Origin of the sequence: Mycobacterium sp. E2327, from assembly GCF_001672675.1 — a bacterium.
GTDB lineage: Bacteria > Actinomycetota > Actinomycetes > Mycobacteriales > Mycobacteriaceae > Mycobacterium.
The window spans coordinates 1-22112 of the sequence record NZ_LZKE01000071.1 but is presented as its reverse complement, the minus strand read 5'-3'; the positions used below and the strand labels follow the sequence as shown (position 1 = coordinate 22112).

21 protein-coding genes and 2 pseudogenes are annotated in these 22112 nt (G+C 67.9%); 14 read left to right on the top strand and 9 right to left on the bottom strand.

Annotated features, from left to right (window positions below):
* A partial coding sequence (locus A5712_RS30745) for a hypothetical protein (protein ID WP_156766486.1) occupies positions 1-204 on the bottom strand: 204 nt, incomplete at its 3' end.
* On the opposite strand from A5712_RS30745, the pseudogene A5712_RS08825 reads away from it, so the two are divergent.
* Positions 155-1567: pseudogene (locus A5712_RS08825) on the top strand (ABC transporter permease); the annotation flags it as partial. The gene A5712_RS30745 and the pseudogene A5712_RS08825 overlap by 50 nt on opposite strands.
* A 469-nt stretch (positions 1568-2036) precedes the next feature.
* Here A5712_RS08825 and A5712_RS31845 read toward each other — a convergent pair.
* The 6 genes and pseudogenes from A5712_RS31845 to A5712_RS08795 all read right to left on the bottom strand — a co-directional run.
* Positions 2037-2532, bottom strand: a pseudogene (locus A5712_RS31845) (PPE family protein); the annotation flags it as partial.
* A 131-nt stretch (positions 2533-2663) separates the two neighbouring features.
* Positions 2664-4247 (bottom strand): PE family protein, encoded by a 1584-nt coding sequence (locus A5712_RS32450; RefSeq protein WP_068103620.1) that lies wholly within the window; start codon positions 4245-4247, stop codon positions 2664-2666.
* A 241-nt stretch (positions 4248-4488) separates the two neighbouring features.
* Entirely contained in the window at positions 4489-5118 is a 630-nt protein-coding gene (locus A5712_RS08810; protein ID WP_068103630.1) for a class I SAM-dependent methyltransferase, read from the bottom strand.
* Complete coding sequence (locus tag A5712_RS08805) at positions 5115-5684, bottom strand: DUF4389 domain-containing protein (protein WP_068103632.1); 570 nt, start codon at positions 5682-5684, stop codon at positions 5115-5117. The genes A5712_RS08810 and A5712_RS08805 overlap by 4 nt, the downstream gene beginning before the upstream one ends.
* A 50-nt stretch (positions 5685-5734) precedes the next feature.
* The gene (locus A5712_RS08800) at positions 5735-6937 is read right to left on the bottom strand and encodes an FAD-dependent monooxygenase (protein WP_068103619.1); all 1203 of its coding nucleotides are present in this window, start codon (positions 6935-6937) and stop codon (positions 5735-5737) included.
* A 45-nt stretch (positions 6938-6982) separates the two neighbouring features.
* Positions 6983-7867, bottom strand: coding sequence for an SDR family NAD(P)-dependent oxidoreductase (locus A5712_RS08795; RefSeq protein WP_068103616.1), 885 nt, complete (start codon positions 7865-7867; stop codon positions 6983-6985).
* Between the two features lie 558 nt (positions 7868-8425).
* Between A5712_RS08795 and A5712_RS08790 the strand changes: the two genes are divergently transcribed.
* The 3 genes from A5712_RS08790 to A5712_RS08780 all read left to right on the top strand — a co-directional run bounded on the left by A5712_RS08790 (position 8426) and on the right by A5712_RS08780 (position 10485).
* The gene (locus A5712_RS08790) at positions 8426-9235 is read left to right on the top strand and encodes a SigB/SigF/SigG family RNA polymerase sigma factor (protein ID WP_068103612.1); all 810 of its coding nucleotides are present in this window, start codon (positions 8426-8428) and stop codon (positions 9233-9235) included.
* Between the two features lie 143 nt (positions 9236-9378).
* On the top strand, positions 9379-9990 hold the full coding sequence (locus A5712_RS08785) for a hypothetical protein (RefSeq protein WP_197519344.1): 612 nt from the start codon (positions 9379-9381) through the stop codon (positions 9988-9990).
* A 3-nt stretch (positions 9991-9993) separates the two neighbouring features.
* Positions 9994-10485 carry a DUF2231 domain-containing protein gene (locus A5712_RS08780; protein ID WP_068103607.1) on the top strand — a complete coding sequence of 164 codons (492 nt, stop codon included), beginning with the start codon at positions 9994-9996 and terminating at the stop codon, positions 10483-10485.
* A gap of 9 nt (positions 10486-10494) precedes the next feature.
* Here the strand turns inward: A5712_RS08780 and A5712_RS08775 are convergent, their stop codons facing one another.
* A complete protein-coding gene (locus A5712_RS08775) occupies positions 10495-11613 on the bottom strand; it encodes a sulfite oxidase (protein WP_082973351.1) in 1119 nt (372 codons plus the stop codon).
* 122 nt (positions 11614-11735) lie between these two features.
* Between A5712_RS08775 and A5712_RS08770 the strand changes: the two genes are divergently transcribed.
* The 4 genes from A5712_RS08770 (at position 11736) to A5712_RS08755 (ending at position 14649) form a co-directional block, all read left to right on the top strand.
* On the top strand, positions 11736-12677 hold the full coding sequence (locus A5712_RS08770; RefSeq protein ID WP_068103605.1) for a LysR family transcriptional regulator: 942 nt from the start codon (positions 11736-11738) through the stop codon (positions 12675-12677).
* 43 nt (positions 12678-12720) lie between these two features.
* Entirely contained in the window at positions 12721-13869 is a 1149-nt protein-coding gene (locus A5712_RS08765; RefSeq protein ID WP_068103626.1) for a serine hydrolase, read from the top strand.
* A gap of 257 nt (positions 13870-14126) precedes the next feature.
* Positions 14127-14444 (top strand): hypothetical protein, encoded by a 318-nt coding sequence (locus A5712_RS08760; RefSeq protein WP_068103604.1) that lies wholly within the window; start codon positions 14127-14129, stop codon positions 14442-14444.
* A gap of 13 nt (positions 14445-14457) precedes the next feature.
* Positions 14458-14649 carry a hypothetical protein gene (locus A5712_RS08755; RefSeq protein ID WP_068103603.1) on the top strand — a complete coding sequence of 64 codons (192 nt, stop codon included), beginning with the start codon at positions 14458-14460 and terminating at the stop codon, positions 14647-14649.
* Here A5712_RS08755 and A5712_RS08750 read toward each other — a convergent pair.
* On the bottom strand, positions 14633-15109 hold the full coding sequence (locus tag A5712_RS08750; protein ID WP_068103602.1) for a nitroreductase family deazaflavin-dependent oxidoreductase: 477 nt from the start codon (positions 15107-15109) through the stop codon (positions 14633-14635). The two genes, A5712_RS08755 and A5712_RS08750, sit on opposite strands and share 17 nt — an antisense overlap.
* Before the next feature lie 213 nt (positions 15110-15322).
* Here A5712_RS08750 and A5712_RS08745 point away from each other — a divergent pair, with 213 nt between their 5' ends.
* From A5712_RS08745 to A5712_RS08720, 6 genes are read left to right on the top strand one after another with little or no spacing between them, the layout of a single operon-like run.
* On the top strand, positions 15323-16015 hold the full coding sequence (locus tag A5712_RS08745) for a TetR family transcriptional regulator (protein ID WP_068103601.1): 693 nt from the start codon (positions 15323-15325) through the stop codon (positions 16013-16015).
* Positions 16012-17235 carry a cytochrome P450 gene (locus A5712_RS08740; RefSeq protein ID WP_068103598.1) on the top strand — a complete coding sequence of 408 codons (1224 nt, stop codon included), beginning with the start codon at positions 16012-16014 and terminating at the stop codon, positions 17233-17235. The genes A5712_RS08745 and A5712_RS08740 overlap by 4 nt, the downstream gene beginning before the upstream one ends.
* Positions 17229-18188, top strand: a complete 960-nt coding sequence (locus A5712_RS08735; protein WP_068103595.1) for an SDR family oxidoreductase — start codon at positions 17229-17231, stop codon at positions 18186-18188. Before A5712_RS08740 ends, A5712_RS08735 begins: the two co-directional genes overlap by 7 nt.
* A gap of 10 nt (positions 18189-18198) precedes the next feature.
* Positions 18199-19359 (top strand): amidohydrolase family protein, encoded by a 1161-nt coding sequence (locus A5712_RS08730; protein ID WP_068103624.1) that lies wholly within the window; start codon positions 18199-18201, stop codon positions 19357-19359.
* A complete protein-coding gene (locus tag A5712_RS08725; protein WP_068103593.1) occupies positions 19360-20604 on the top strand; it encodes a Xaa-Pro peptidase family protein in 1245 nt (414 codons plus the stop codon).
* A complete protein-coding gene (locus A5712_RS08720; RefSeq protein ID WP_068103592.1) occupies positions 20594-21712 on the top strand; it encodes a Xaa-Pro peptidase family protein in 1119 nt (372 codons plus the stop codon). Before A5712_RS08725 ends, A5712_RS08720 begins: the two co-directional genes overlap by 11 nt.
* The last annotated feature ends 400 nt before the right edge of the window (positions 21713-22112 follow it).

Here is a 22112-nt window from a genome sequence, read left to right as displayed (position 1 = left end):
CCCGACGGGCGCCAGTGCCTCGATGGGTGCGACCTTATACACCTGCCGCGCAGCCATCGCCGATGCCACGACGCAGGTGAGGGCGGTCGCCGCGAGGGCGGCCGGTATCGCGTAGCCGGGCAGCCAGTACTCGATGCGGGCCTCCAGCCCCTGCGTCGTGGCATCGGCGATGGCTGCGCGGCAGGTGTATAAGGTCGCACCCATCGAGGCACTGGCGCCCGTCGGGGTTTCGGCCGCGGACCGCGTGCCGCGGTGGCTGCGCGTCGTGAGCGGGGTTGGCGCCCTCGCGGTCTTCGCCGTCTCCGTCGCCGTCGTCGTCGACCAGCGCGGCGTCCTCGCGTTCGCCGCGATGGCGGCGGTGTTCTCCGCCGAGATAGCGCTCGGATTCGCCCTCAGCGCGCGCATCGTCAACGCCACCGCCGCGACGGCCCGGGTGTTCGGCTCCGTCGGGGCCCTAGCGGCGGCGACCATCGAGCGCGCGCCGCGACGGGTGTGGGCAACGGTGATGACGGTGCTAATTGCGGTCGTCACCACCGTCACCATCACGGGCACCAATGCCGACATGATCCGTTCGGCGCGGGGCATCTTCGCGCCGGTCGCCGACGTCCCGGTCTGGGTGAGCGCGAACTCCCCCGACAGTTACCCCACAGATGCTCTGCCGCAAGGCCTTTCGGAGAAGGTGGCCGCGGTGCCGGGCGTCCGGCACGTGACCGAGGGTGCGCTCGGGTTCGCCGAGGTGGGCGGCACCCGCGTGATGCTCGATGGGTTCTCCCCCGGCACGGCCGATCCGCTCTACCGCGCGCTCGACCCTCGGATCCGCGACCAGGTACTCGCCGGCCGGGGCGTGGTGCTCTCCCAGAGCCTGGGCAAGACGCTGCACGTTCGGGTCGGCGGGCAATTGCGAATGCAGACACCGCACGGGGTGCGCCAGGCAACGGTGCTCGCCCTGGTGCCGTACTTCTCGACCGTCATCGGCACCGTCGGGATGGGCCTCGACCAATTGCGCGGATGGTTCGACCGCCCGATCACGACCACGCTGGAAGTCACCGCGGCGCCCGGCGCGGACGCCGGTCGCCTCCTCGCCGACGTGCGCCGAGCGGTGCCCGGGCCGAACTACGTGTACGACGGCCGCGCGAAGCTGGCGGGGCTGCAGGCCCCGATGCACCAGAGCATGTTCATCGCGAACGCGGTATGGATCATCGTCGTGTTGGTGGCCGCGGTCGCGCTGCTGAACACGCTGACGCTCTCGGTGCTGGAACGGCGCCGCGAAATTGGCGTGCTGCGGGCGATGGGATCCAGCCGGCGGTTCACGCTGGGCATGGTGCTCGCCGAGGCGACCGGCATCGGCGTCGTCGGCGGCGTGCTGGGGCTGGCGTTCGGGTTGACCGACCAATGGCTGTTCAGCCTCGTGAGCGGCGACATGATGAACTTCCAAGTCAGCTTCCGGCCCAGCTGGATGGCGGGTGCGTTCACGCTCGGCGCGCTGGCGATCAGCCTGCTCGGCTCGGTGCCGCCGGCCCGGCGCGCGGCACGGCTCAACATCATCGACGCGGTCAGCGTCGAGTAGGCGAGCAGCAGGACTCGCGCCGAGATTGCCGTCAAGGCTGTGATCCGGCGCCGATCACGACCATGACGGCAATCTCGGGGCGGGTATTCCCCTCCGATACCCGCGGACGATCAGAGGCCGAGCGGAAGCAGCGCGGTAAACAGCGGGGCGATGGGATCCGTGATGGGAAGGGCGAACGAACCGTTCAGGAACGGGGCCACCGGACTCTGGAACGTCAGGATCGTCTGCCCGACCGCACCCATGCCCGTTGTCGGCTCAGCCCCGGAGGTCGCCGAAGCCGTGAAGAGCGGGCTCGCGAAATTAGCCGCAACAAAGTGGTTGTCGTCAGGGTCGGCAATCGCCGTGGCCGTCAACAGCCCGCCGAAATTGGTGGTTTGGCTCATGAAATCCGGGTCGCCGGCGACCGGGTTGGTGACCGGGCTGAGGCCCAGCGCCGACGCGAGCTGGGTGGCGAGGTTATGCAACGGCGCCAGCGCCGCGCCGGCGGCCGAGGCGCCGGAGTGATAGCCGACCATCGCGGCCACGTCCTGGGCCCACATCTGTTCGTACTCAGCCTCGGCGGCCGCGATCGCGGGCGCGTTCTGCCCGAAGAGATTCGACATGACCAACTGCACGAACCCGTTCCGGTTCGCCGTGACCTGCAACGGATGGACCGTGGCCGCCAGGGCCGACTCGAACGCTCCGGCCACCGCGCGGGCCTGCCCGGCCGCGCCCGTCGCCTGGTTCGCCGCCGCGCTCAACCACCGGGTGTAGGGGGCCGCCGCGGCCGTCATCGCCGCCGCCGCCGGACCTTGCCACGCCTGCTGCGTCAGGCCTGATGTGACCGACGAAAACGACGACGCCGCCGACCCCAACTCGGCGGCCAAACCATCCCAGGCCGCCGCCGCCTGCAACATCGGACCGGAACCCGCGCCCGAGAACATTCGCGCCGAATTGATTTCCGGTGGCAATACCGAGAAATTCATGACCACAGTCCCTTCGTGACTGGCCCGCCGCGATACGCCGGCCGCGTCATCACCGACGGCACACCCCGTGTTGCACTACACGAAATGCGCAGCCCGAAGGTTCAATGGCGACGGGATCGGGGTCTTGGATGCTAGGCGGGGGGCGTGATCGCCAGCGCGAGTTGCTCGGGCGCGAAGACCAGCAGGGCGGTGGCCAGCCCGCTGGTTGGCGTGCCGAAGACGTCAACGTCGAGGGGGAGCTGGCCGTTGACGATCAGCGCGGCGGCAATACCGGCGAGACCGGTGCCTGTCGCGCTTCCGGTTATCACCCCGGTTATCGGGGTTTCCGGTACGAGGATTCCATCGAGCGGAATGTCGATGTTTGCGTTGCCGTTCGTGAACGAGAGGGTGCCCCCCAAGGGCAACGGGCCAAGGCTGATTGTTTGGTTTGGAATGGCGATTGAGAGCGCCAAGTTCGTTTGCCCATTGAGGAAGGCATCGGTGACGACGGCCGGGGCGTCGACGAGTGTGCCGATCGCGCCGGTCAGGTTGCCGGTCTGCAATTCGGCCGCGAATTGCGATGCGGTTGCCGACACTGCGCCCAGCGCGTTGACCGGCGCGCCCACCGCGTCGATGAGAAGCGCCGCCGGCAGCCCGATGTCAGTCGTAAGCGTGGCACCGAGACCGCCCGTGCCGAGCACGAGTAACGCGGTTGCGTTGACGGACGTGTTCGTCAGCGTGTCGACCACGTTGGTGAAGTTCTGCGAGACCTGTGCCGGGATGGAGCCGGGTGGCAGCAGGTCGGTGAAGTTCTGAGCCATCATGCCCGGAATGGTGAGGATCGGTAACAGGTCTCCCAAACTGCCCGCCGGGGTGACGCTGATGGCGATCCCTGGCGGGACAAGGGGATCGCCGGTTTCAGTGGTATTCACACCAGTGAAGAACAGATTCAGGAAGCCCTGCGCAATGTCGCTCACCGCGCCGCTGACGTTCCCCGCCAGCAGGGCCTGCACGGCGGATTGGAAGGCCGCCGGCAGTTGCTCGAGGCCGACGACGAAGTCGCGAGCCGCGTTCTGCAGGGACGTCGCGATGATCTGGGCGTAGGCCAATTGGTTCGCGATGATCTGCTGCACGAGAGGGGCCGGGTCGAAGGCCAGCAGCGCCTGAATGGCCGCCCGGATGTTCGCCGGCAGGCTCGCCAACACCGCGGGAAGGTTCTGCAGTATGTATTCGACGCCGGCCGCGATCGCCTGCGCGTAGCCGATCTGGTTGATGAGGAACTGGCGCAGGAACGGCGCCGGGTTGGCGGCGATGGCGCGCCCGAGGGTTTGCAAGTTCGCGGCCGTGTTGGCGAACAGCGTTTCGTAGGGGCCGGCAATCGACGAAAACCCGGTGCCCGCGGCCGGCGCCAGCGCACGAACACCACCCTGCAAGGCGGCCGCCAACTGCGAAACGGTAGCGGCCTCGGTGCTCGCATACGCGGCAGCACTGGCGCCCAGCACCTTCGAGAATTCTTGATTAAACGCCGCTGCCTGCGCACTCAACGCCTGAAACGCCTTCCCGTGCGAGGCAAATACGGCCGTAACCGCCGCCGACACCTCATCGCCCGCGGCGGGCAGCAAAGCGGTCGTCGGGGCGGCCGCTGCCCGGCTGGCCGCGCTGATCGTCGACCCGATGTTTTCCAGATCCGTCGCCGCCGCTGTCATGATGTCCGGCGCCGCGATTACAAATGACATGTCCTGCCCCAGTCGCCCGATGCTGCAGATTAATCACCTGATGGCGTCAGGTGACATCGCTCGATGGGCCACCACCGTTAGGGGCACACTCCCGGACGCCGCGCGGCTCACCGGGCTTAATTCAGGAAGCCTACAACTCGATGAGCTAGCTGACCGACGAATGAGCAATCAATCCGCGACAGGCTGGCGGCCCCCACCTCGCCCCTGGGAAAGTCGGCTATTTCAACCATTTCCGCGAATTTCAGGCGTTGCCCTCGACTGCGGTGGCGAAGCCCTGCAGATGCGGTTTGCACGGGAACGGGACCGGAGTTCGGATGCTGCGCAGCCCAGAGGTGTCGAAGCCGGCCGCGGCGATGGCATCCACGGTGCGGCGGTTCGGATGGCAGCCGGCGGCGAACCACGACCATGGCCCCGCGACCAGATCCTGCAGCCGGCCCGTCGCCCCCTCTCCGCGGACATGCTCGAGCACCACCAACCTGCCCCCCGGGACCAGCACTCGCCGGATCTCCCCCAGCGTGGCCGCCACGTCATCGACCGAACACAGCACCAGCCCGATGTGGACCGAATCAAAGCTGTTGTCCGGGAAGGGAATCGACTCGCCGGTGCCGTCCACGATGTCGACGGCAACGCCGTGGCGGTCGGCGACGCGCGATGCCATCCGCCGAAATGCGGCCACCGGCTCCACGGCGGCGATCGACGTCACCGCGGGCGGCACGAACTTCAGATCGGTCCCCGGTCCCAGGCCGACCATCAGCAGCCGGCCGGTCGCGTGGGCGATCGCCGCTCGACGATATCGGTTGTAGAAGAGCCGGTCGAAAATCGGCTGACCGAACCGATATATGTATGGGAACAAAGGGTTTTCGCGCGTTATCTGCCACCTTGGTCCAGCCGGAACGGCGGGTATTCGTCCCTCATCAACGATACATACGCCGCCACCCGGTAGCGCCACCGAACGATCCCCATGAGCAGGTCGAACATGCCGGGGTGGATGGACCCTTTGCACAGCAGCCAGGCCGCGTTGATGACGCAAAGCACCTGCAGCAGCGGCTCCATCGCCCAGCACAGCACTATCTGCGGGAGGCCCAGCAGCCACCACTTCACCAGCACCGCCCCATTGGCGAGGCGCTCCGGGTAGTCGACCACCAAGTCACCGGGATAGTCGGGCCGCGACGCCAGGGTGAAGGGCGGGTACTTGTCGGTGCTGTTCATCGGGAAGCGGTAGTTCATGACCCGCCACGACCAGCGCAGCACCCCGACGTTGAAGTCGAATATCGGGCGCGGATAGCGCCCCGTGCACAGGATCGCCACGCCGGCAACGATCGTCAGCAGCGGATACACCAGATAAAGAAGGATCAATATCGGGTAGTGCGGGACGGCCAGCACGCACCACTTGACGAGCCAGAGCCAACGTGAGGGCGCCTCCAGATCGCCGCGCACCCGCACCGGACCGTCGGTCCCGCGCACCTGCACATCGTCGGCCGCCGCGTTCACCGGCGACCCGCCGCGATCGGCATCGCCGTCCCGAGGCGGCGATCGATCGCCGCCGAGAGCCGGCGGTGGCTCGTGCACCGCAGAAACGTGGTCAGCATCCAGGTGTGCACCCGGTCGGGGATCATCGTCGCCGGCCACAGCACCGACTCGCCGTGGGCCACCTGTAGCGATGCGACCCGGGACACGGCGCGGACGCGTCGACGCCGGGCTTTCTCGTACCGGCGCAGGGCCGCGGAAATGTCGGCGTTCCCCTCACGGACATCCGCTAGCTCCCGGCACAACACCATGGTGTCCAGCAGCGCCTGATTGGTTCCCTGCGCGAGCGTGGGCGGCATGGTGTGGGCGGCGTCGCCGAGCAACGTCACCGGACCGGCGCCCAGCGGGCGAAGCGTCGGGTGCCGAAAGTGCGGGTAGGGCGAACCCGCCAGGTCCTCGTCGGTGAGTCTGCGCAGGACAAGGTCGACGGTCTCGGACCACCCGGAAAAATTCGAGCGGATCAGGTCGATCGGACGGTGGGGCCGGACGAAATCGCGGGACCAGGGCAGGTCGAACCACCACTGGACCTGACAACCTCCGGCCGGCCATACCCCGGTGTTGCCGCGCTCGCCGATGGCGATCGTCGCCACCCGCTTGTCGGCGATGCCGGGAAGGGTGACGAGTCCCTGCCAGCTGCACCAGCCCGTCGGTTCGGCGGCGGGGGCGCCGACGACGCTCCGCACGACGGAGTGCAGGCCGTCGGCCCCGATGACCAGGTCGCCCCGGGCCACGCTGCCGTCTTCGAATTCGACGCGGACCCCGTCGGGGTTCGTCACGACCCGCGCCGCGCGCGAGTTGCATCGGATGCGATCGGTCGGGAAGCCGTCCAACAGCCGCTCCACCAGCACGCGGCGCGGAACCATCCGCACGGGTGCGCCCAGGTGGTCCACCATCGCGCTCACGTCCAGGCTCGCCAGCTCGCGTCCCCGAGAGCTCAGCACCCGCACCCGCGAGAGCAGCTGACCGGCGCCGTCCATGTCGACGCCCAGCTGCCGCAGTACCGCCTCCCCGTGGGACCAGGTAGTCACCGCGCCACCGCCGGCGCTCGTGTCTTTGCGCTGGTCGAAGACCGAGACGTCGTGGCCGTCGCGCAGCAGCCCGCGCGCAACCGAGATCCCGCTCACGCCGGCGCCGATGACAAGTATCCGAAGCGGGCCCGTCACTTCATTGGATACGTGCCCGCGCGCCCCTCGGTTCAACGAACCCGGTCACTTCGGCGCCGGCCTGCCGACCATCTCGTGTAGCTCCTCGACCGACCATGGTTCGGCGTCGTGGTGATCCCGGTAGGCAAGCACGCGCGGCGTCGGCCGGTCGAACCTGCCCACGAATCCGCCCGCGGCCACGAAGATCTGGCCCGTCACACCACGCGACAAGTCGCTGACGAGATAGGCATAGAGCGGGGCGACGAACTCGGCGGGGGCGCTATCGAGTGAGGCTCGCATGGTCATCTCGTCCAGCAATCCGCGGCGGTGCAGGTCCGCGATGTGCTCTTCGTACTGGGCACCGGTGGACAGCCGCGTCCGGGCGCCGGGGCACACCACGTTGGCCCGCACGCCGTGTGGTTTCAGTTCCGCCGCGATGGCCATCGTCAGCGCGTTGACGGCACCCTTGCCCGCCGGGTAACCCGTGCCGCCGTAGTCGCCGAGAAACGCCACCGAGCCGGTGTTGACGATCGATCCGTGCCCCTGCGCCGCCAGCACGCGGGCCGCGACCCGGCACGTGTGAAACGCCGTGCCCAGGTGCCCGCTGATCAGGCGGTCGAATTCCTCCGGCGAAATGTTCAGGATCGACGAGCCTGGGGGCTCTGCGATGCCGGCGCAGTTGATCAGCGCGTCGAGCCGGCCGTACGTGCTCACGCACGCGTCGACGAGCGCGCACGCGGTGCGTTCGTCGTCCGCGGCCCCGGTTACCGGCGTGACTCGTCCCCCGGCGTCCGATATGGCCGCCGCGGTCTCCGCCACAGCGTCGGCGTCGCGCCCGTTGACCACCACGCCGGCGCCCAGATCGCACAGCAGTTCGGTCACCGCGCGTCCGATGCCGCGGCTGCCGCCCGACACCACCACGCCGACCCCGTCCAGCAGCTGATCACCCATCGGCGCGCGCTTCGAAATGTCCTGTGCGCGCGGTCTTCTCGATGGCGAGCAGAGTCTCGTGCGTGGGGGTCGCAGACATGTGCCGAACAGTACCGAGGCACTCCGAGAATGAGAAGCCCGTAACCGAGGCGGCTCCGGGCAACCCCGCCGCCATTGCCCCCGTCTTACCGTCCAGCGACAAGGTGTCTCGCCCCGCCGATCAGCGAACCTCAGAAACTCAACCCCCATTCGCTCTTGGCGCCGCCGAGCTGAGCGATCGCGGGTGGGCCGGATAGGGCGTATAGTCAGCAGTGAAGTCCGTTCTGGACAGGTCGCCGTTTAGCTAAAAGCGGTTAGTCAGCCGCACTGCTGCTGAGCATGGCGTGGCTCCGGCGAAAAACACTCCGGTCACCCCTCGTTGTTGCTTCGTGCGCTGATCAACGACTTCTCCGGCGGATACAGGTGTAGCGGAGGCGACTGTGCGCATATCCTGCGATGCCGCGCTGCACACGACCCAGAAAGTGGGCCAACAATGCTAATCCCTTCCCCCGCAAATCTTTTCGCGACACGTTCTAGCCGATGACCGGCGTAGCGACGCCCGCACGACCTACTCGACCTGCCAGAACCCAACCGGACGACTCCTACGACGACGTTGTCGAGATGTTCGTGGTGCTGCGCCGGCTGCCGGCGGAATCCCATGAGTACGGTCGGCAGCGCGAACGCATCGTCGCTCGATGCCTACCGCTGGCGGACCACGTGGCCAGCCACTTCGCCCGGCGCGGAGAAGGCCTCGACGACTTGACTCAGGTCGCGCGTCTGGGGCTGATGAACGCCGTCAACCGCTTCGACCCGGACAAGGGGCCCAGCTTCATCGGTTTCGCGGTTCCCACCATGATGGGTGAGGTTCGGCGGTACTTCCGCGACTACAGCTGGGGCATGCGGGTGCCGCGACGCCTGCGTGAACTGCATGTCCAAATCAGCCGCACCACAAGCGATTTGGCGCAGAAGCTGGGTCGAGCACCCACCGCCGGTGAGCTGTCTGCCGTGCTGGAGGTCCCGCGCGAGGAAATCATCGAATGCCTGGTCGCCGGCGATGCCTACCGGCTTGACTCGCTGGACGCACCCCTCGGCGCCGACGGCTCCGGCAAGCCCCGCCTGGTCGCCGATGCGGTCGGCGACGTCGATCCGCAAATCGAGCACATCACGAACCGCGAAGCCGTGCGTGCCATCGTGGGCGCGCTCCCCGAGCGGGAACGTCAGGTGCTGCACATGCGGTTCTTCGAGTCGATGACCCAGAGCCAGATCGCCGAGCGGATCGGCGTGTCGCAGATGCAAGTCTCTCGCATCCTGGCCCACACCCTGCGCTGCCTGCGCGACCAGCTGGAGTAGGTCGCGGGCTACCGGCGCGGCCCGGCGGGACCTTCGGTGACAGCTGGCGATGTACTGTGCGATTCGGGAACGGGTCGACTGTGTCGCCAGAATCAGCCTGGAAGGAGCGCGATGCGATGAGGGTTTCTCGGACGTCTCGGACCGTGGTCGCCGGCGTCGCGCTGGCCACGGCGCTGACCGTGGCGGTGGCCGGCTGCGGCAACAAGTCGGGAACTGCCGCGTCATCGACGTCGAAGCCAGGCTCGTCCGGCCCGGCGTCGAGCAGCGGCAGCGCGGCGCCCACCTCGGCGTCTGCGGCACCGGCAAACGACTACACGGGGCTGCTGATCAAGGCGACCGATATCAACGCGCCAATCCAGTTCAACGGCGGCCCCCCGACCAACAACCCGAACGGGCAGCCCGGCGCCGCCATAACCTTCAGCACCGACGACAACAGCCACGTCATCAAAGACACCATCCAGGTGCTCGCGGACCCCGGCGCCGCCACGAATGCCCTGAACGCGGCCAAGGGCGCGCAGGGCAGCAACATCAAAAACCCGAGCACGCAACCGTTCAACGTTGGAACTGGCGGAACGACCGTGTCCGGCAACGCGCCGGACAACTCCAAGGGCGTCTTGGTCCTGATGTTCACCGAGGGCAAGGCCTTCGTCACGCTCGAATTCGACGGGCCGGTCGACTCGCTCCCGCCGCAGGACTTCGTCACCGACGTGGCCCAGAAGCAAGACGACGCCGTGAAGAAGGGGCTTGGCGGCTGACGCATGGACGTCGTCAACGGCTTACCCGCACATGCCCTGTGGCTGCATCTGGTGGTGGTGCTCGTGCCGCTGACCGCCGTGCTCGAAATCGTGTGCGGCCTGTGGCCACCTGCTCGGCGGGGCCAGCTGATGTGGCTCACGCTGGCGCTGGCCACCGCGACGATGGTGATCACGCCCATCACCGTCAACGCCGGGGAATGGCTGTATGACCTGAGGAAAAAGCCCAGCCCCATTCTCCAGGAGCATGCCGAGCGGGGCAGCACCATGGTCTATTTCGCCGCCGCCATGCTGGTGGTCGCAGTCGGGCTCGTCGTGCTGCGCGTGGTCGAACGCCGATCCGCCAAGCGCCGGGTCATCGCCCATCTCATTGTCGCGATAATCGTTCTCGCCGTGAGTATCTCGTCGACTATTCAGGTGTACCGCACGGGCGATGCGGGTGCCCAATCGGTCTGGGGCGGCGAGATAGCGCGGCTGAAGAAATCCAACGGGACTTAGCCGCGAGCCCTACAGCACTGTCAGCGCCACGCGCGCCCACGCATTATTGGCGTACCCACGCGGGTTCCACAGCGACGCCGCCGACTCCGGCTGCGTCGCGCCGGTGTCGTCCCAGGCGCGTGCGGTGATGCGCAGCGGCCCGGGACCGACGTCGACGACCAGCGACCACGGCCGCCAAGACCACTTGCTGGGCGCGCGATGCAGGTGGGCTTGCCGCCAGGTGAGTCCGTCATCGAGGGACACGTCGACACGCTCGACGCTGCGGCCGTCGCCCGCGATTCCGTAGCCGCGGATGGTCAACGGGCCCCGAGGCACGCGGCCGCCGTCCGTGGGATCGAGAATGTCGCAGTTCAGCGCCAACGACGACAGCGCAATGCCCTCGCCCGCGGCCGCTGCGTCGGGGTCGGCGTCCGGGGGCAGGATTCGGTAGTCGTGCGCCTGGAAGTAGTTGTCCGACGGACCATGTTGCACGGTGACGCCGGTGACCCATTTGACGCTGCGAGCCCCGATGTATCCGGGCACCACCACCCGGACCGGACCGCCGTGGGCGCGCGGTAGCGGTTCGGAGTTCATCTGCCACGCCAGCAGAACCTCCGACGAGGTGGCCTTGCGCAGGGGAATCGAGCCGCCGTAGCGCTGCGCGGGGCGCGCTTCCCGCGCGACGTCCGGGGCTTGGAACGCCACGTGCAGCCCATCGTCCTGGCGCGCGCGGGCGGCCGCGAGGACGTCCGCCAGCCGGACACCGCGCCATTCGGCCGTCGAGATCGCCCCGTGCGCCCACGGATCCTTGCCCCGTATCGGCCGCACCTGCAGCAGCTCGGCGCGCCGATTGCCCGCGCACGCCAGCGTCGCCACCACATCGTGCTGGTCGAATTCGGTCGTGAGCTGCTCATACGTCACGGTGAGCGGTCTTTCCACCAGGCCGTCGACCACGAGCCGCCACTGCTGCGGCGCGATATCGGGAAACTCGCCGTGATTGCGGGCATAGAACGCGTCAATCGGCGTGATGTCACTGGCCGCCAGTACCGCGGGCGGCGGTTCGGCGTTGTACGGCAAAAGTCCGCGCACGATCATGTCGCCCCGCTTGCCCCACAACGGTGTGGCCGGGGCGATGGCGCTCGTCGTCATGTAAGCAATCGTTCCCGAGTCGAGAAGCCGCTGCCAGGGGGATGAATCTTGTGGGGTCACAAGCTTTACTTGTGACAGGCACAGATCTCACAAAGCCGCCTTGTGCCCGCCGGAGGATTGTCATGCCGCTCAGCACCCACATGCCCGACCTGTCCGCATTCGAGATTTTCACGGCGATCGCCCGGACCGGCAGCCTGGCCGCCGCGGGCCGGGAATTCGGACTGACGCAGCAGGCCATTTCGGCGCGGCTGGCATCGATCGAGGCGCAAACCGGCATCGCGCTGGTCGTGCGCACCCCGCGCGGTTCGCGACTGACGCCCGCCGGAGTCGTGGTCGCCCAGTGGGCGGATCGGCTGCTCGACGTCGCCCAATACGTCGATGCGGGGTTGGCATCACTGCGATCCGAACGGCGGAAGCGCGTCAAAGTGGCGGCCAGCTTGACGATCGCCGAACAGCTCATGCCGCGCTGGCTGGTATCGCTGCAGCTTGCGGCGAGCCGGCTGGGCGCCACGCCGCCCGAGGTCATCATGACCGCGACCAACAGCGACCAGGTGATCGCCGCCGTGAGCGACGGGAAGGTCGATCTCGGATTCATCGAAACCCCGTGCGCACCAAAAGGATTGCGCACCCGGGTGGTCGGCCACGACGACCTCGTGTTGATCGTTGCCGCCGATCACAAGTGGGCGCAACGCCAGCGACCGATCAGCGCGGCGGAACTGAGTAGCACACCGCTGGTGACCCGCGAACCGGGGTCGGGGACACGTGACTCGTTGACCGCGGCGCTGCGCCACGCCCTGGGCGACTCCACACGACAGGCGGACCCGGTCCTCGAACTGTCCTCCGCCGCCGCGGTGCGCGCGGCCGTCGCGGCGGGCGCCGGACCCGCCGTCATGAGCCGGTTGGCCGTCGCCGACGACCTGGCGATCGGACGGCTGCGCACAGTGGAGGTCCCGGAGCTGAACCTGCGACGCCAGCTGCGCGCCGTCTGGGTGGGCGGCCGGACGCCGCCCGCCGGGGTGGCGCGGGACCTGCTCTCGCACATCACCAGCCGGGCCGCGGGTTAGCACCCTTGCCGCGGCCTGCACGGTCGCATATGTTCCGTTCGTGGTGACGAGCGTCGTTCACGGACATTGCGAAGACAGCTTCGACAAGGTCCGCGCCGCGCTGGCCGACAACATCGCCTCCGGAGAAGAGGTCGGCGCGTGCATCGCCATCGACATCGACGGCGAAACCGTCGTCGACATCTGGGGCGGCTTCACTGACGCGGCGCGCACCAGCGCCTGGGCCGAGGACACCATCGTCAACGTGTGGAGCTCCACCAAGACGGTCACGAGCCTGGCCGCCCTGATGCTCATCGACCGCGGCCTGATCGAACCGACCGCACCGGTGGCCGAGTATTGGCCGGAATTCGCGGCGAACGGCAAGCGGGACATTCAGATTCGGCACATCCTGTCGCACACATCCGGTGTGTCGGGCTGGGACTTACCCTTCACCACCGAGGACATGTACGACTGGGACAAGGCCACTTCGGCCCTGGCGGCGCAGGCGCCGTGGTGGGAGCCCGGAACCGCCTCGGGGTATCACGCCCACAATCAGGGTCATCTCATCGGTGAGTTGATACGCCGGGTGACGGGGGACTCGCTCAAGGAGTTCGTCCGCGACGAAATCGCCGGCCCGTTGGGCGCCGACTTCCAAATCGGTGCGGTGCGGGCCGATTACGAGCGGATCGCCGAGATCATCCCGCCGCCGCCCCTGGAGCTGCCGCTCGAGGCGCTCCCCGAGGACAGCCCGATGCGCAAGACTTTCAGCGGGCCGCCGCCCAACGCCGAGGCCGCCAACACGCCGGCCTGGCGCGACGCCGACATGGGTGCCTTGAACGGCCATGGGAACGCGCGGTCGCTGGCCGCGATCCTGTCGGTGATTTCGTTGGGCGGCAAGGCTCGTGGGGTTCGGCTGCTCAAGCCCGAGACCGTCGAGCTGATCTTCGAAGAGCAGGCGAGCGGTGTCGATCTCGTGCTGCCATCGCCGCTGCGGTGGGGCCTCGGGTACGGGCTTCCCCAAAAGGACGCGCTCCCCTACGTTCCCGACGAGAAGATCTGCTTCTGGGGCGGGTGGGGCGGCTCGATGGTGCTGATGTGGCCCGACCGCAAGGCCACCGTCTCCTACGTCATGAACAAGATGGGGCCGGGCGTTCTCGGCTCGGACCGCATGGCGATGTACGGGAAGCTGATCTTCGATGCGCTCGGACCGGGCTGATGGCGCGCTGTGTTCGCCGCGCCGCCCGACGACACCGGATTGACAGCAGGCGAGGGCCGGTTCAGCGGTGACATAATCCTGCCGCCGAGGCAGGTGGCGGTCTGCGAACTGTTAGGCGATGACATCAGTGTATCGGAGTGATGCAGATCCCTTGCAGCGCAGGGATTGTGCGCGGTTGCCGCGGCGGATATGGTCAAGAAGTTCCAACCGCAGGACAGTCCCAACCCAACCACGGAGCTCCAACGAGGGGGTGCGCCGTGAGACAACCGGAACTAACCAGCCTGATCGGCCTGCGCGACAGTGACGGCGATCAGCTACACCTCGTTCGCCTCGAGGCCAATGGCTCCCGCAGGTATTTGATGGCAATCGGTCAAAAGAGGGTGTTCCTGACTCCTGGCGATCTGGATCGGCTGAGCACCGTCATCCGGTGCGAAGTAGGTGGCCGGAATGACGATCTTAAGGCCGCGTTTAGGTTCCTCGCCCACGCAATCTGGCTCCTGATCATCGTCGCGGTGTCGTCGCTCCTCGCGTCCGCACTCACCGGGCCCTTGTTTGCCTACCCATGGTCGAACTGAACTCATTCGGTGCGTGGTCTCCGATTCTTCGGCGAAGGCGACGACGGACGGCTCGGGGGGGACGTTGCTGATGTTCACCTCGGGCAAGGCGTTCGCCGAGCTCGCACTCGTACCCCCGGGCCTCGTATCCGGCGTGGGTCTCAAGCAAGGCGCGGCGATCAAGAACGGCCTGGCGGGCTCAACGCCGGTCAGCCGGTCGGCGTGAGAATAAACAGGCGGAACTGGCGCCCACCGGCGCGGTCTTGGGCGATCTGATAATTCGGCCAGTGCGCGACCACCCGGGCCCACGCCTTATCGCGCTCCTCGCCGGTGAGCAGCCGCACCTTCGCGACGAAACGGTGCCCGCGCCTGCGCACGGTGACCCGTTGCGTTGCCTTGAGATTCGCCGTCCACGACGGGTGCCGGTCCAGGCCCCAATTGGACCCGACCACGATCAGCGAATCCCCGTCGGGAACGCATTGCACGGTGGCCGTGCGGGCAAGGCCCGTCTTGCGCCCGGAAGTGGTCACCTGGATGTTGGGCACGCCGGTGAGGTCCAGGACGCCGACGCGTCCGTTGGTCGCGAACCGGAGGAAGGCTTCGAGCCCTTCGGCGACGGGTCGCCCCCGCAGGATCAGCCACCTGTACGCCGTCGGGTTTCTCGCCACCCGCTGCAGCGGATTCACACGCGTACTGTAGTCCGGCCCGGCCGGGCCAAATCGTCGGGACCGCCCCCGATTTCGGGTAACGGGGCACGTCCGCCGCGGCCGGCAGTCGCCGAGCCGGTAAATCCGCAGCAGAAGTACGAGTGAGGGCCTGCGAAATTACCGGCTCGGCGAATGGAGCGGATCCCGAGGCCGCGGGCGTTAAATAAATGGCTTGATTTAATCTGGCACGCGGTGTTCACTGGGTCGATGACCGCCCAGAGAATGGCCCGCTCCGAGAGGTCGACGGGCACTCGCGAGGCGATCTTGTCGGCCGCCGAGGTGCTCTTCGCCGAACGTGGCATGTATGCCGTGTCCAACCGCCAGATCAGCGAGGCCGCCGGGCAGGGCAACAACGCCGCCGCGTGCTACCACTTCGGCACCAGGACCGACCTGCTCCGGGCGATCGAAAGCAAACACCGCGAGCCGATCGAGCAGCTGCGCGCGCAGATGCTGGCGGAGATCGGCGAATCGACGGAGCTACGGGACTGGGTCGGCGCGCTGGTGCGCCCGCTCACCGACCACCTGGCCGCGCTGGGCACCCCCAGCTGGTATGCCCGGTTCGCCGCCCAGGCGATGGCCGACCCCACCTATCGCCACGTTGTCACCAAGGATGCGCTGGCGTCGCCGCTGCTGGTGCGGACGATCGACGGCATCAATCGCTGCCTGCCCGAGCTGCCCAAGCGGGTGCGCTTCGAGCGAATCTCGATGGTCCGCAACATGCTGATGCACACCTGCGCCGAACACGAGGGCGCGCTGGCCGAGCACGGGCCGCGGTCGCGTTCGAGCTGGCCGGTCGCCGGCGAGGGGCTGATCGACGCGATCGTCGGCCTGTGGCGCGCGCCGGTGCACGTGAACGCGGCGGACGACGACCAAGGAGCGCGATGACCGACACCACGACCGGCACCGACGTTCCGGAGTTTCCGATGACGCGGGCGCCGGACTGCCCCTTTGCGCCGCCGCCGGAAGCCTTGGCGCTCAACGACACCAAGCAGCTGAGCAGGGTCCGGATCTGGGACGGCAGCACCCCCTGGTTGATCCACGGCTACGACGCGATCCGTGCGTTGTTCACGGACTCACGCACCAGCGTCGACGACCGGCTGCCGGGTTACCCGCACTGGAACGAGGGCATGTTGGCGACGGTCCACACCCGGCCCCGATCCGTCTTCACCTCCGACGCCGAGGAACACACCCGGTTTCGCCGGATGCTGTCGAAACCCTTCACCTTCAAGCGCGTCGTAGCGCTGCGCCCGGCGGTGCAGAAGATCGCCGACGAGCGCATCGACGCCCTGCTAGCCGGTCCCAATCCCGGTGACATCGTCAGCACCCTGGCGCTGCCCGTGCCGTCGCTGGTCATCAGCGAGTTGTTGGGCGTCCCCTACGAGGACGCGGACTTCTTCCAGGAACAAGCCCAACGGGGCACGGGGCGATACGCGACGGAAGAGGACACGGCCAAAGGCGCCGCCTCGCTGGCGAAATACCTCGCCAACCTGATTCGCGCCAAAATGCAAAGCCCGTCTGAGGATTTGGTGTCCGACCTGGCCGAGCGGGTCAACGGCGAGGAGCTCAGCGTGCGCGAGGCGACGCAGCTGGCGCTCGGCGTGCTGATCGCCGGTCACGAGACCACCGCGAACATGATCAGCCTGAGCGTCGCGGCGTTGCTAGAGCACCCCGAGCAGAGGGCGCTGCTGCGCGACGCCGACGACCCGAAGGTGATCGCCAACGCGGTCGAGGAGCTGATGCGGTACCTGAGCATCATCCAGACGGGTCAGCGTCGAATCGCCGTCGAGGACATCGAGGTCGGTGGCGAGACCATCCGGGCCGGCGAGGGCATCATCCTCGATGTCGCGCCGGCCAACTGGGATCCCCGGCAATTCCCGAACCCGGATCGGCTGGACCTACTGCGCGAGGACGGCGCCCACGTCGGGTTCGGCTACGGCCGCCACCAGTGTGTCGGCCAGCAACTGGCCCGGATGGAACTGCAGATCGTCTTGCCCACCCTGCTGCGCCGGGTCCCGACGCTGCGGTTGGCCGTGCCCCTCGAGGAGGTTCCCTTCAAACACGACACCCTGGCCTACGGCGTGTACGAGCTCCCCGTCGCATGGTGAAGCCCGATCTGTCCCTTGACGTGCCCGATCTGTCCGGTCGCTGCGCGCTCGTCACGGGAGCCAATAGCGGTCTCGGGCTTGGCCTGTCGAAGAGGCTCGCGGCAGCGGGCGCCGACGTGGTCATGGCGGTTCGCTGCCGGACCAAGGGAGAAGCCGCGATCGCCGAGGTCCGCCGGGAGGCGCCACGGGCCAAGCTGACCATCAGGCATCTGGACCTGTCGTCGCTGCGGAGCGTGGCGGCGCTGGGCGAGGAGCTGGTCGCGGAGGGCCGGCCGATCGACATCCTGATCAACAACGCGGGCGTCATGACGCCGCCGGTGCGCCAGGAGACGCGCGATGGCTTCGAATTGCAGTTCGGCACAAACCATCTGGGTCACTTCGCGCTGACCGGACACCTGCTGCCGTTGCTGCGCGCGGCGAAGTCCGCCCGGGTGGTGACCGTCAGCAGCATCGCCGCAACCCAGCGAAACCTCGACTTCGGCGATCCCAACGCCCAACATGGTTACCGACCCATGCGCTCCTACGGAATGGCCAAGCTGGCGCAACTGATGTTCGCGATGGAACTGGATCGGCGCAGCCGCCTCGGCGGTTGGCGCCTGATGTCCAACGCGGCGCATCCCGGGCTGAGCAAGACCAACCTGCTCAGCGGCGCGTCCTACGGGCGTGACAGGCCGACGCTGCAGGCCCGGCTCACCCGGCTGACCTGGCGGCTGCTTCCGTTCATGTGGCTCGACGTCGACGAGGGCATCAAGCCGACGCTCTACGCCGCGGTGTCACCGGACGCGCGCGGCGGCACCTATTACGGGCCGCGCGGCCTGTACGAAACCGCCGGGGGCGGGGTCACGCTCGCGGGTGTCCCCCGCTTGGCGCGTAGCGAGGAAGACGCGGGACGGCTGTGGCGCATGTCCGAACAACTCACCGGTGTCACGTACGCGGGATCGCATGCGGAATGAAGGGACGATGATGTCGAGCCAAACCGTGTACCCCGAGGGCGTGATCGGCGCACCCAAACACCGACACGGCCGCGCCGCGGGATCCGTCACCGGCCTGCCCGCCGGCACGGAAGTGTTCTCGGCCGACAACCACATCTCCGTCGCCGACGACATCTTCTACGAGCGCTTCCCGGACGACCTGAAGGATCACGCGCCCCGGATCTGGTACGAGGACGGGGCTTACCTGCTGGGGCGCCCGGGCCAATCCATGGTGGTCGGCGATTTCAGTGCGGTGCTCATGCAGTACGACGATCTGGCCGGCGCGGTGAGCAGCAACATCGACGCCCGGGTCCGCGAACTCGCCGACGACGGGGTGGACAAGGAATTGGTGTTTCCCAACGCGGTGCTGGCGTTGTTCCACTATCCCGATAAGGACCTGCGGGAGCGCATCTTTCGCATCTACAACGAACACATCGCCGCCGTGCAGGAGCGCTCTGGCGGCCATTGCTACGGCGTCGGCCTCATCAACTGGTGGGATCCGCGCGGCACCCGGCGCACGCTGACCGAGCTGAAAGCGCTCGGGCTCAAGACATTTCTGATGCCGATCAGCCCCGGTAACGACGACAACGGCCGCGCCATCGACTTTTCCGGCACCGCGATGGACGCCGTGTGGGACGAGATCGAGGACGCCGGGCTGCCCGTCAGCCACCACATCGGTGAAAGCCAACCCAAGGTCCCCAGCGAGGTCAACAGCGTCGCAGTCGCGATGATGGTCAACATCGACTCGTTCCGGGAGATGTTCTCCAAGTACATCTTCGGCGGCATCCTCGACCGCCATCCCCGCTTGCGCGTCGGCTGGTTCGAGGGCGGCATCGCCTGGGTGCCGCCGGCGCTGCAGGACGCCGAGCACGTGCTGGCCTCGTATCGGCACATGCTCAAGGACCACCCGCGGCGCGACATCCGCTACTACTGGGACAACCACATGTGCGCCTCGTTCATGGTCGACGGCCTGGGGCTCGACCAGATCGCGGAGATCGGCATCGACAAGGTGATGTGGTCTTCCGACTACCCGCACAACGAAAGCACTTTCGGCTACTCGGAGCGGTCGCTGGCCGCGGTTGTCGACGCGGTGGGCCCCGAAGACGCCGTCCGGGTGGTCGGGGGCAACATCCGGAACTTCTTAGGCATTTAGATGACCAACGCACTCAGCGCCCGTGGCTCGGTGATCGACATTCCGGACGAGCCGGACTTCATCCGAATGCGTGCTGAGACCGGCGCGCGGCTGCGCGCCGCGATGGCCGAGCACGGCGTCGACGCGCTCATCCTGCTGATGAACGGCTATGTCGGGTACGCGACGGGTGCCAGCTGGGCGTTGATCGACGCGGGCCTTTCGCACGTGGAGCGGCCGGTCGCCGTCGTGCTGGCCGACGACGAGCACCCGCACCTGTTCATGCCGTTTCGCGCCGGGGCGTCGTTGGAGCCTCGCGATCCGCCGGTGCCCGACGACCATCTGCACGGTCCGGTCTATCTCGAATTCGACTGGGGCGTAGAGGATTTCGCTCGGAAACTGGCGGGGCTGATCCCGCGGGGCGCGACGGTGGCCGTCGACGAGCTCACCGGCGCGATGCGACGGTCGGCGGCCACGCTGTTCCCCGGCGGCCCGCCGTCGGACGCGGCGATCGTGCTCGGCGCCGCGCAATTGGTCAAGACAAAAGACGAGCTGTCCTGCCTTCGCCGGTCCTGTCGCATCACCGAACAGGCGGTGGTCGACGTGCAAGCGGCGCTGGCGCCGGGCGTACGGCAGATCGATCTCTCGGCCAAGCTGGTTCGGCGCGCGTTCGAGCTGGGCGCCACCACCAACATGCTCGAGGCCATCTGGCAGGTGATGCCCAGCTCGCGGGAAAGCGGGGTGTGGACGACCCACGGCGACCTGGCGTTGCCGCTGCTCCCCTCGGCTCGCGAGCTGGCCGCCGGTGACGTGCTGTGGACCGACATCAGCATCAGCTACGCCGGATACTGCTCGGACTTCGGGCGCACCTGGGTGGTCGGCCAAGAGCCCTCGCCGCGGCAGCAGGATCAATTTCGCCAGTGGCGAGGCATCCTGGACGCGGTGCTGCAGGTGACCAGGGCCGGTGTCACGTCGGGCGATCTGGCGCGTGCGGCGATCGCCGCCAACGGCGGTCGCAAGCCTTGGCTGCCGCACTTCTACCTGGGACACGGCATCGGCACCTACCCCGCCGAGGCGCCCATGATCGGAACGGACCTCGGCGAGGAGTTCGACGACAACTTCGTCTTTCCGCCCGGCATGGCGCTGGTCCTCGAGCCGGTGGTGTGGGAGGACGGCACGGGCGGCTACCGCAGTGAGGAGATCGTGGTGATCACCGAAGACGGCTACACGCCGATCACCGACTACCCCTACTCCCCCTATGGCGACTGAGATTTCGCCCGACCCGCTGCGACTGCGGACGGGGCGTCGGGAGCGGGCGCTGGCCCAGATGGACGCACATGAGCTCGACATCCTGGTGCTGGGCCGGCAATCCAACATTCGCTACGTGACCGGCGCGCCCCAGCTGTGGATTGCCGGGACGCGGCCGTTCGGTCCGATGTGCGTCGTGGTCCGCGCCACCGGCGACATCTACCTCAACAGCACCGATGACGAGGGCGTCCCCGAGGAGATCGGTCACGATCACCTCTACGGGCTGGCGTGGAACCCGATGACCCTGATCGACGTACTGAAAAAGATCGACGGCGCCGAGGCGGCGCGCCGGGTCGGAACGGACGCCATCACACCGACTTTCGCGGCCTTGCTGCCGGAGGCCTTCCCGAACGCCGAGCTGGTCGACGCCGAGCCGGCGATGCGCGCTGCGAGGCGCGTCAAGACGCCCGATGAGATCGCGGCGATGAGCCCGGCGCTTCGGGTGGCGGAACACGGACTCGCCGCCGCCGTCAAGGAGTTGCGGCCCGGGGCGTCCGAGCAGGCGCTCGCCGGGGCCGCGCTGGAGGCCATGGCCGCGGGCGGCGTGAGCACGCCGGCCACCCAGGACGTCGCCTGGGTGACCTCGCGCGAGCACCCCTGGCGACGCGGCGATCGCGAGGTACGGTCCGGTGACCTCGTCGCCTTCGCCGCGGGCGCGCTGGCGGACGGGTACGTCGGTGAGGTGGGCCGGACCTGGCCGGCGGGCGACGCGGCCGACGGCTCGGCCCGGAAGCTGTTCGGACGCTCGGATGCGTTGTTCGACAAGATGATCGCGGCCTGTCGCCCCGGCGCAGCCGCGACCGGGTTGTTAGCCGCCTATCGGGCGGCCGGCGAGCCGGTACCGCCGATGCCCGTCGCGCACGGCTTGGGATTGGGTTTCGATCCGCCCGTCGTCTCCGAAACCCTCGCGGCGGCAGGCGAAGACGACCGCCTCGATGCCGGGATGGTGCTCGCGGTCACCGGCTATGTGTGGCAGGAGGGTGTCGGCGCGGTTCTGCGCCGCGACACCGTCCACATCACCGACGATGGTGCAGAGGTGCTGACCGCCACCCCGTCGTGGGGTGTATGACGGCCGCTGGCCGACCTGCGGATTTCGCCCGCGTGTGCGAGGGTTACCAACATGAAGACGAGAGTATTGATGGCCACGTTCGGTGCTGCCGCAGCCTTGGCGGCCGGTGTCATGTGGACCGCACCATCGGCCTCCGCGGATACCCCCTATTGCAACTCGCTTCCCCCCAGGGACGCTCGCGAGTGCAACTGCGGGTTCGACTTCGCCCCGGGTAGTCAGGAACTCCATGATTGCCTGTACGGAAATCCGGCCCCAGCGCCCAAACCCTGATCTGTCTGGCGGGGCGACGGCTGATCGAAAACTGCCCGCTGTCAAACGGGTTCGTCGTCGTCGGTGTCGCGGAGGAATCGTTCGGGGTGGTGGAAGTTGTTGGTGCGGGGTTGGCCGTGGTCGAGGTGGG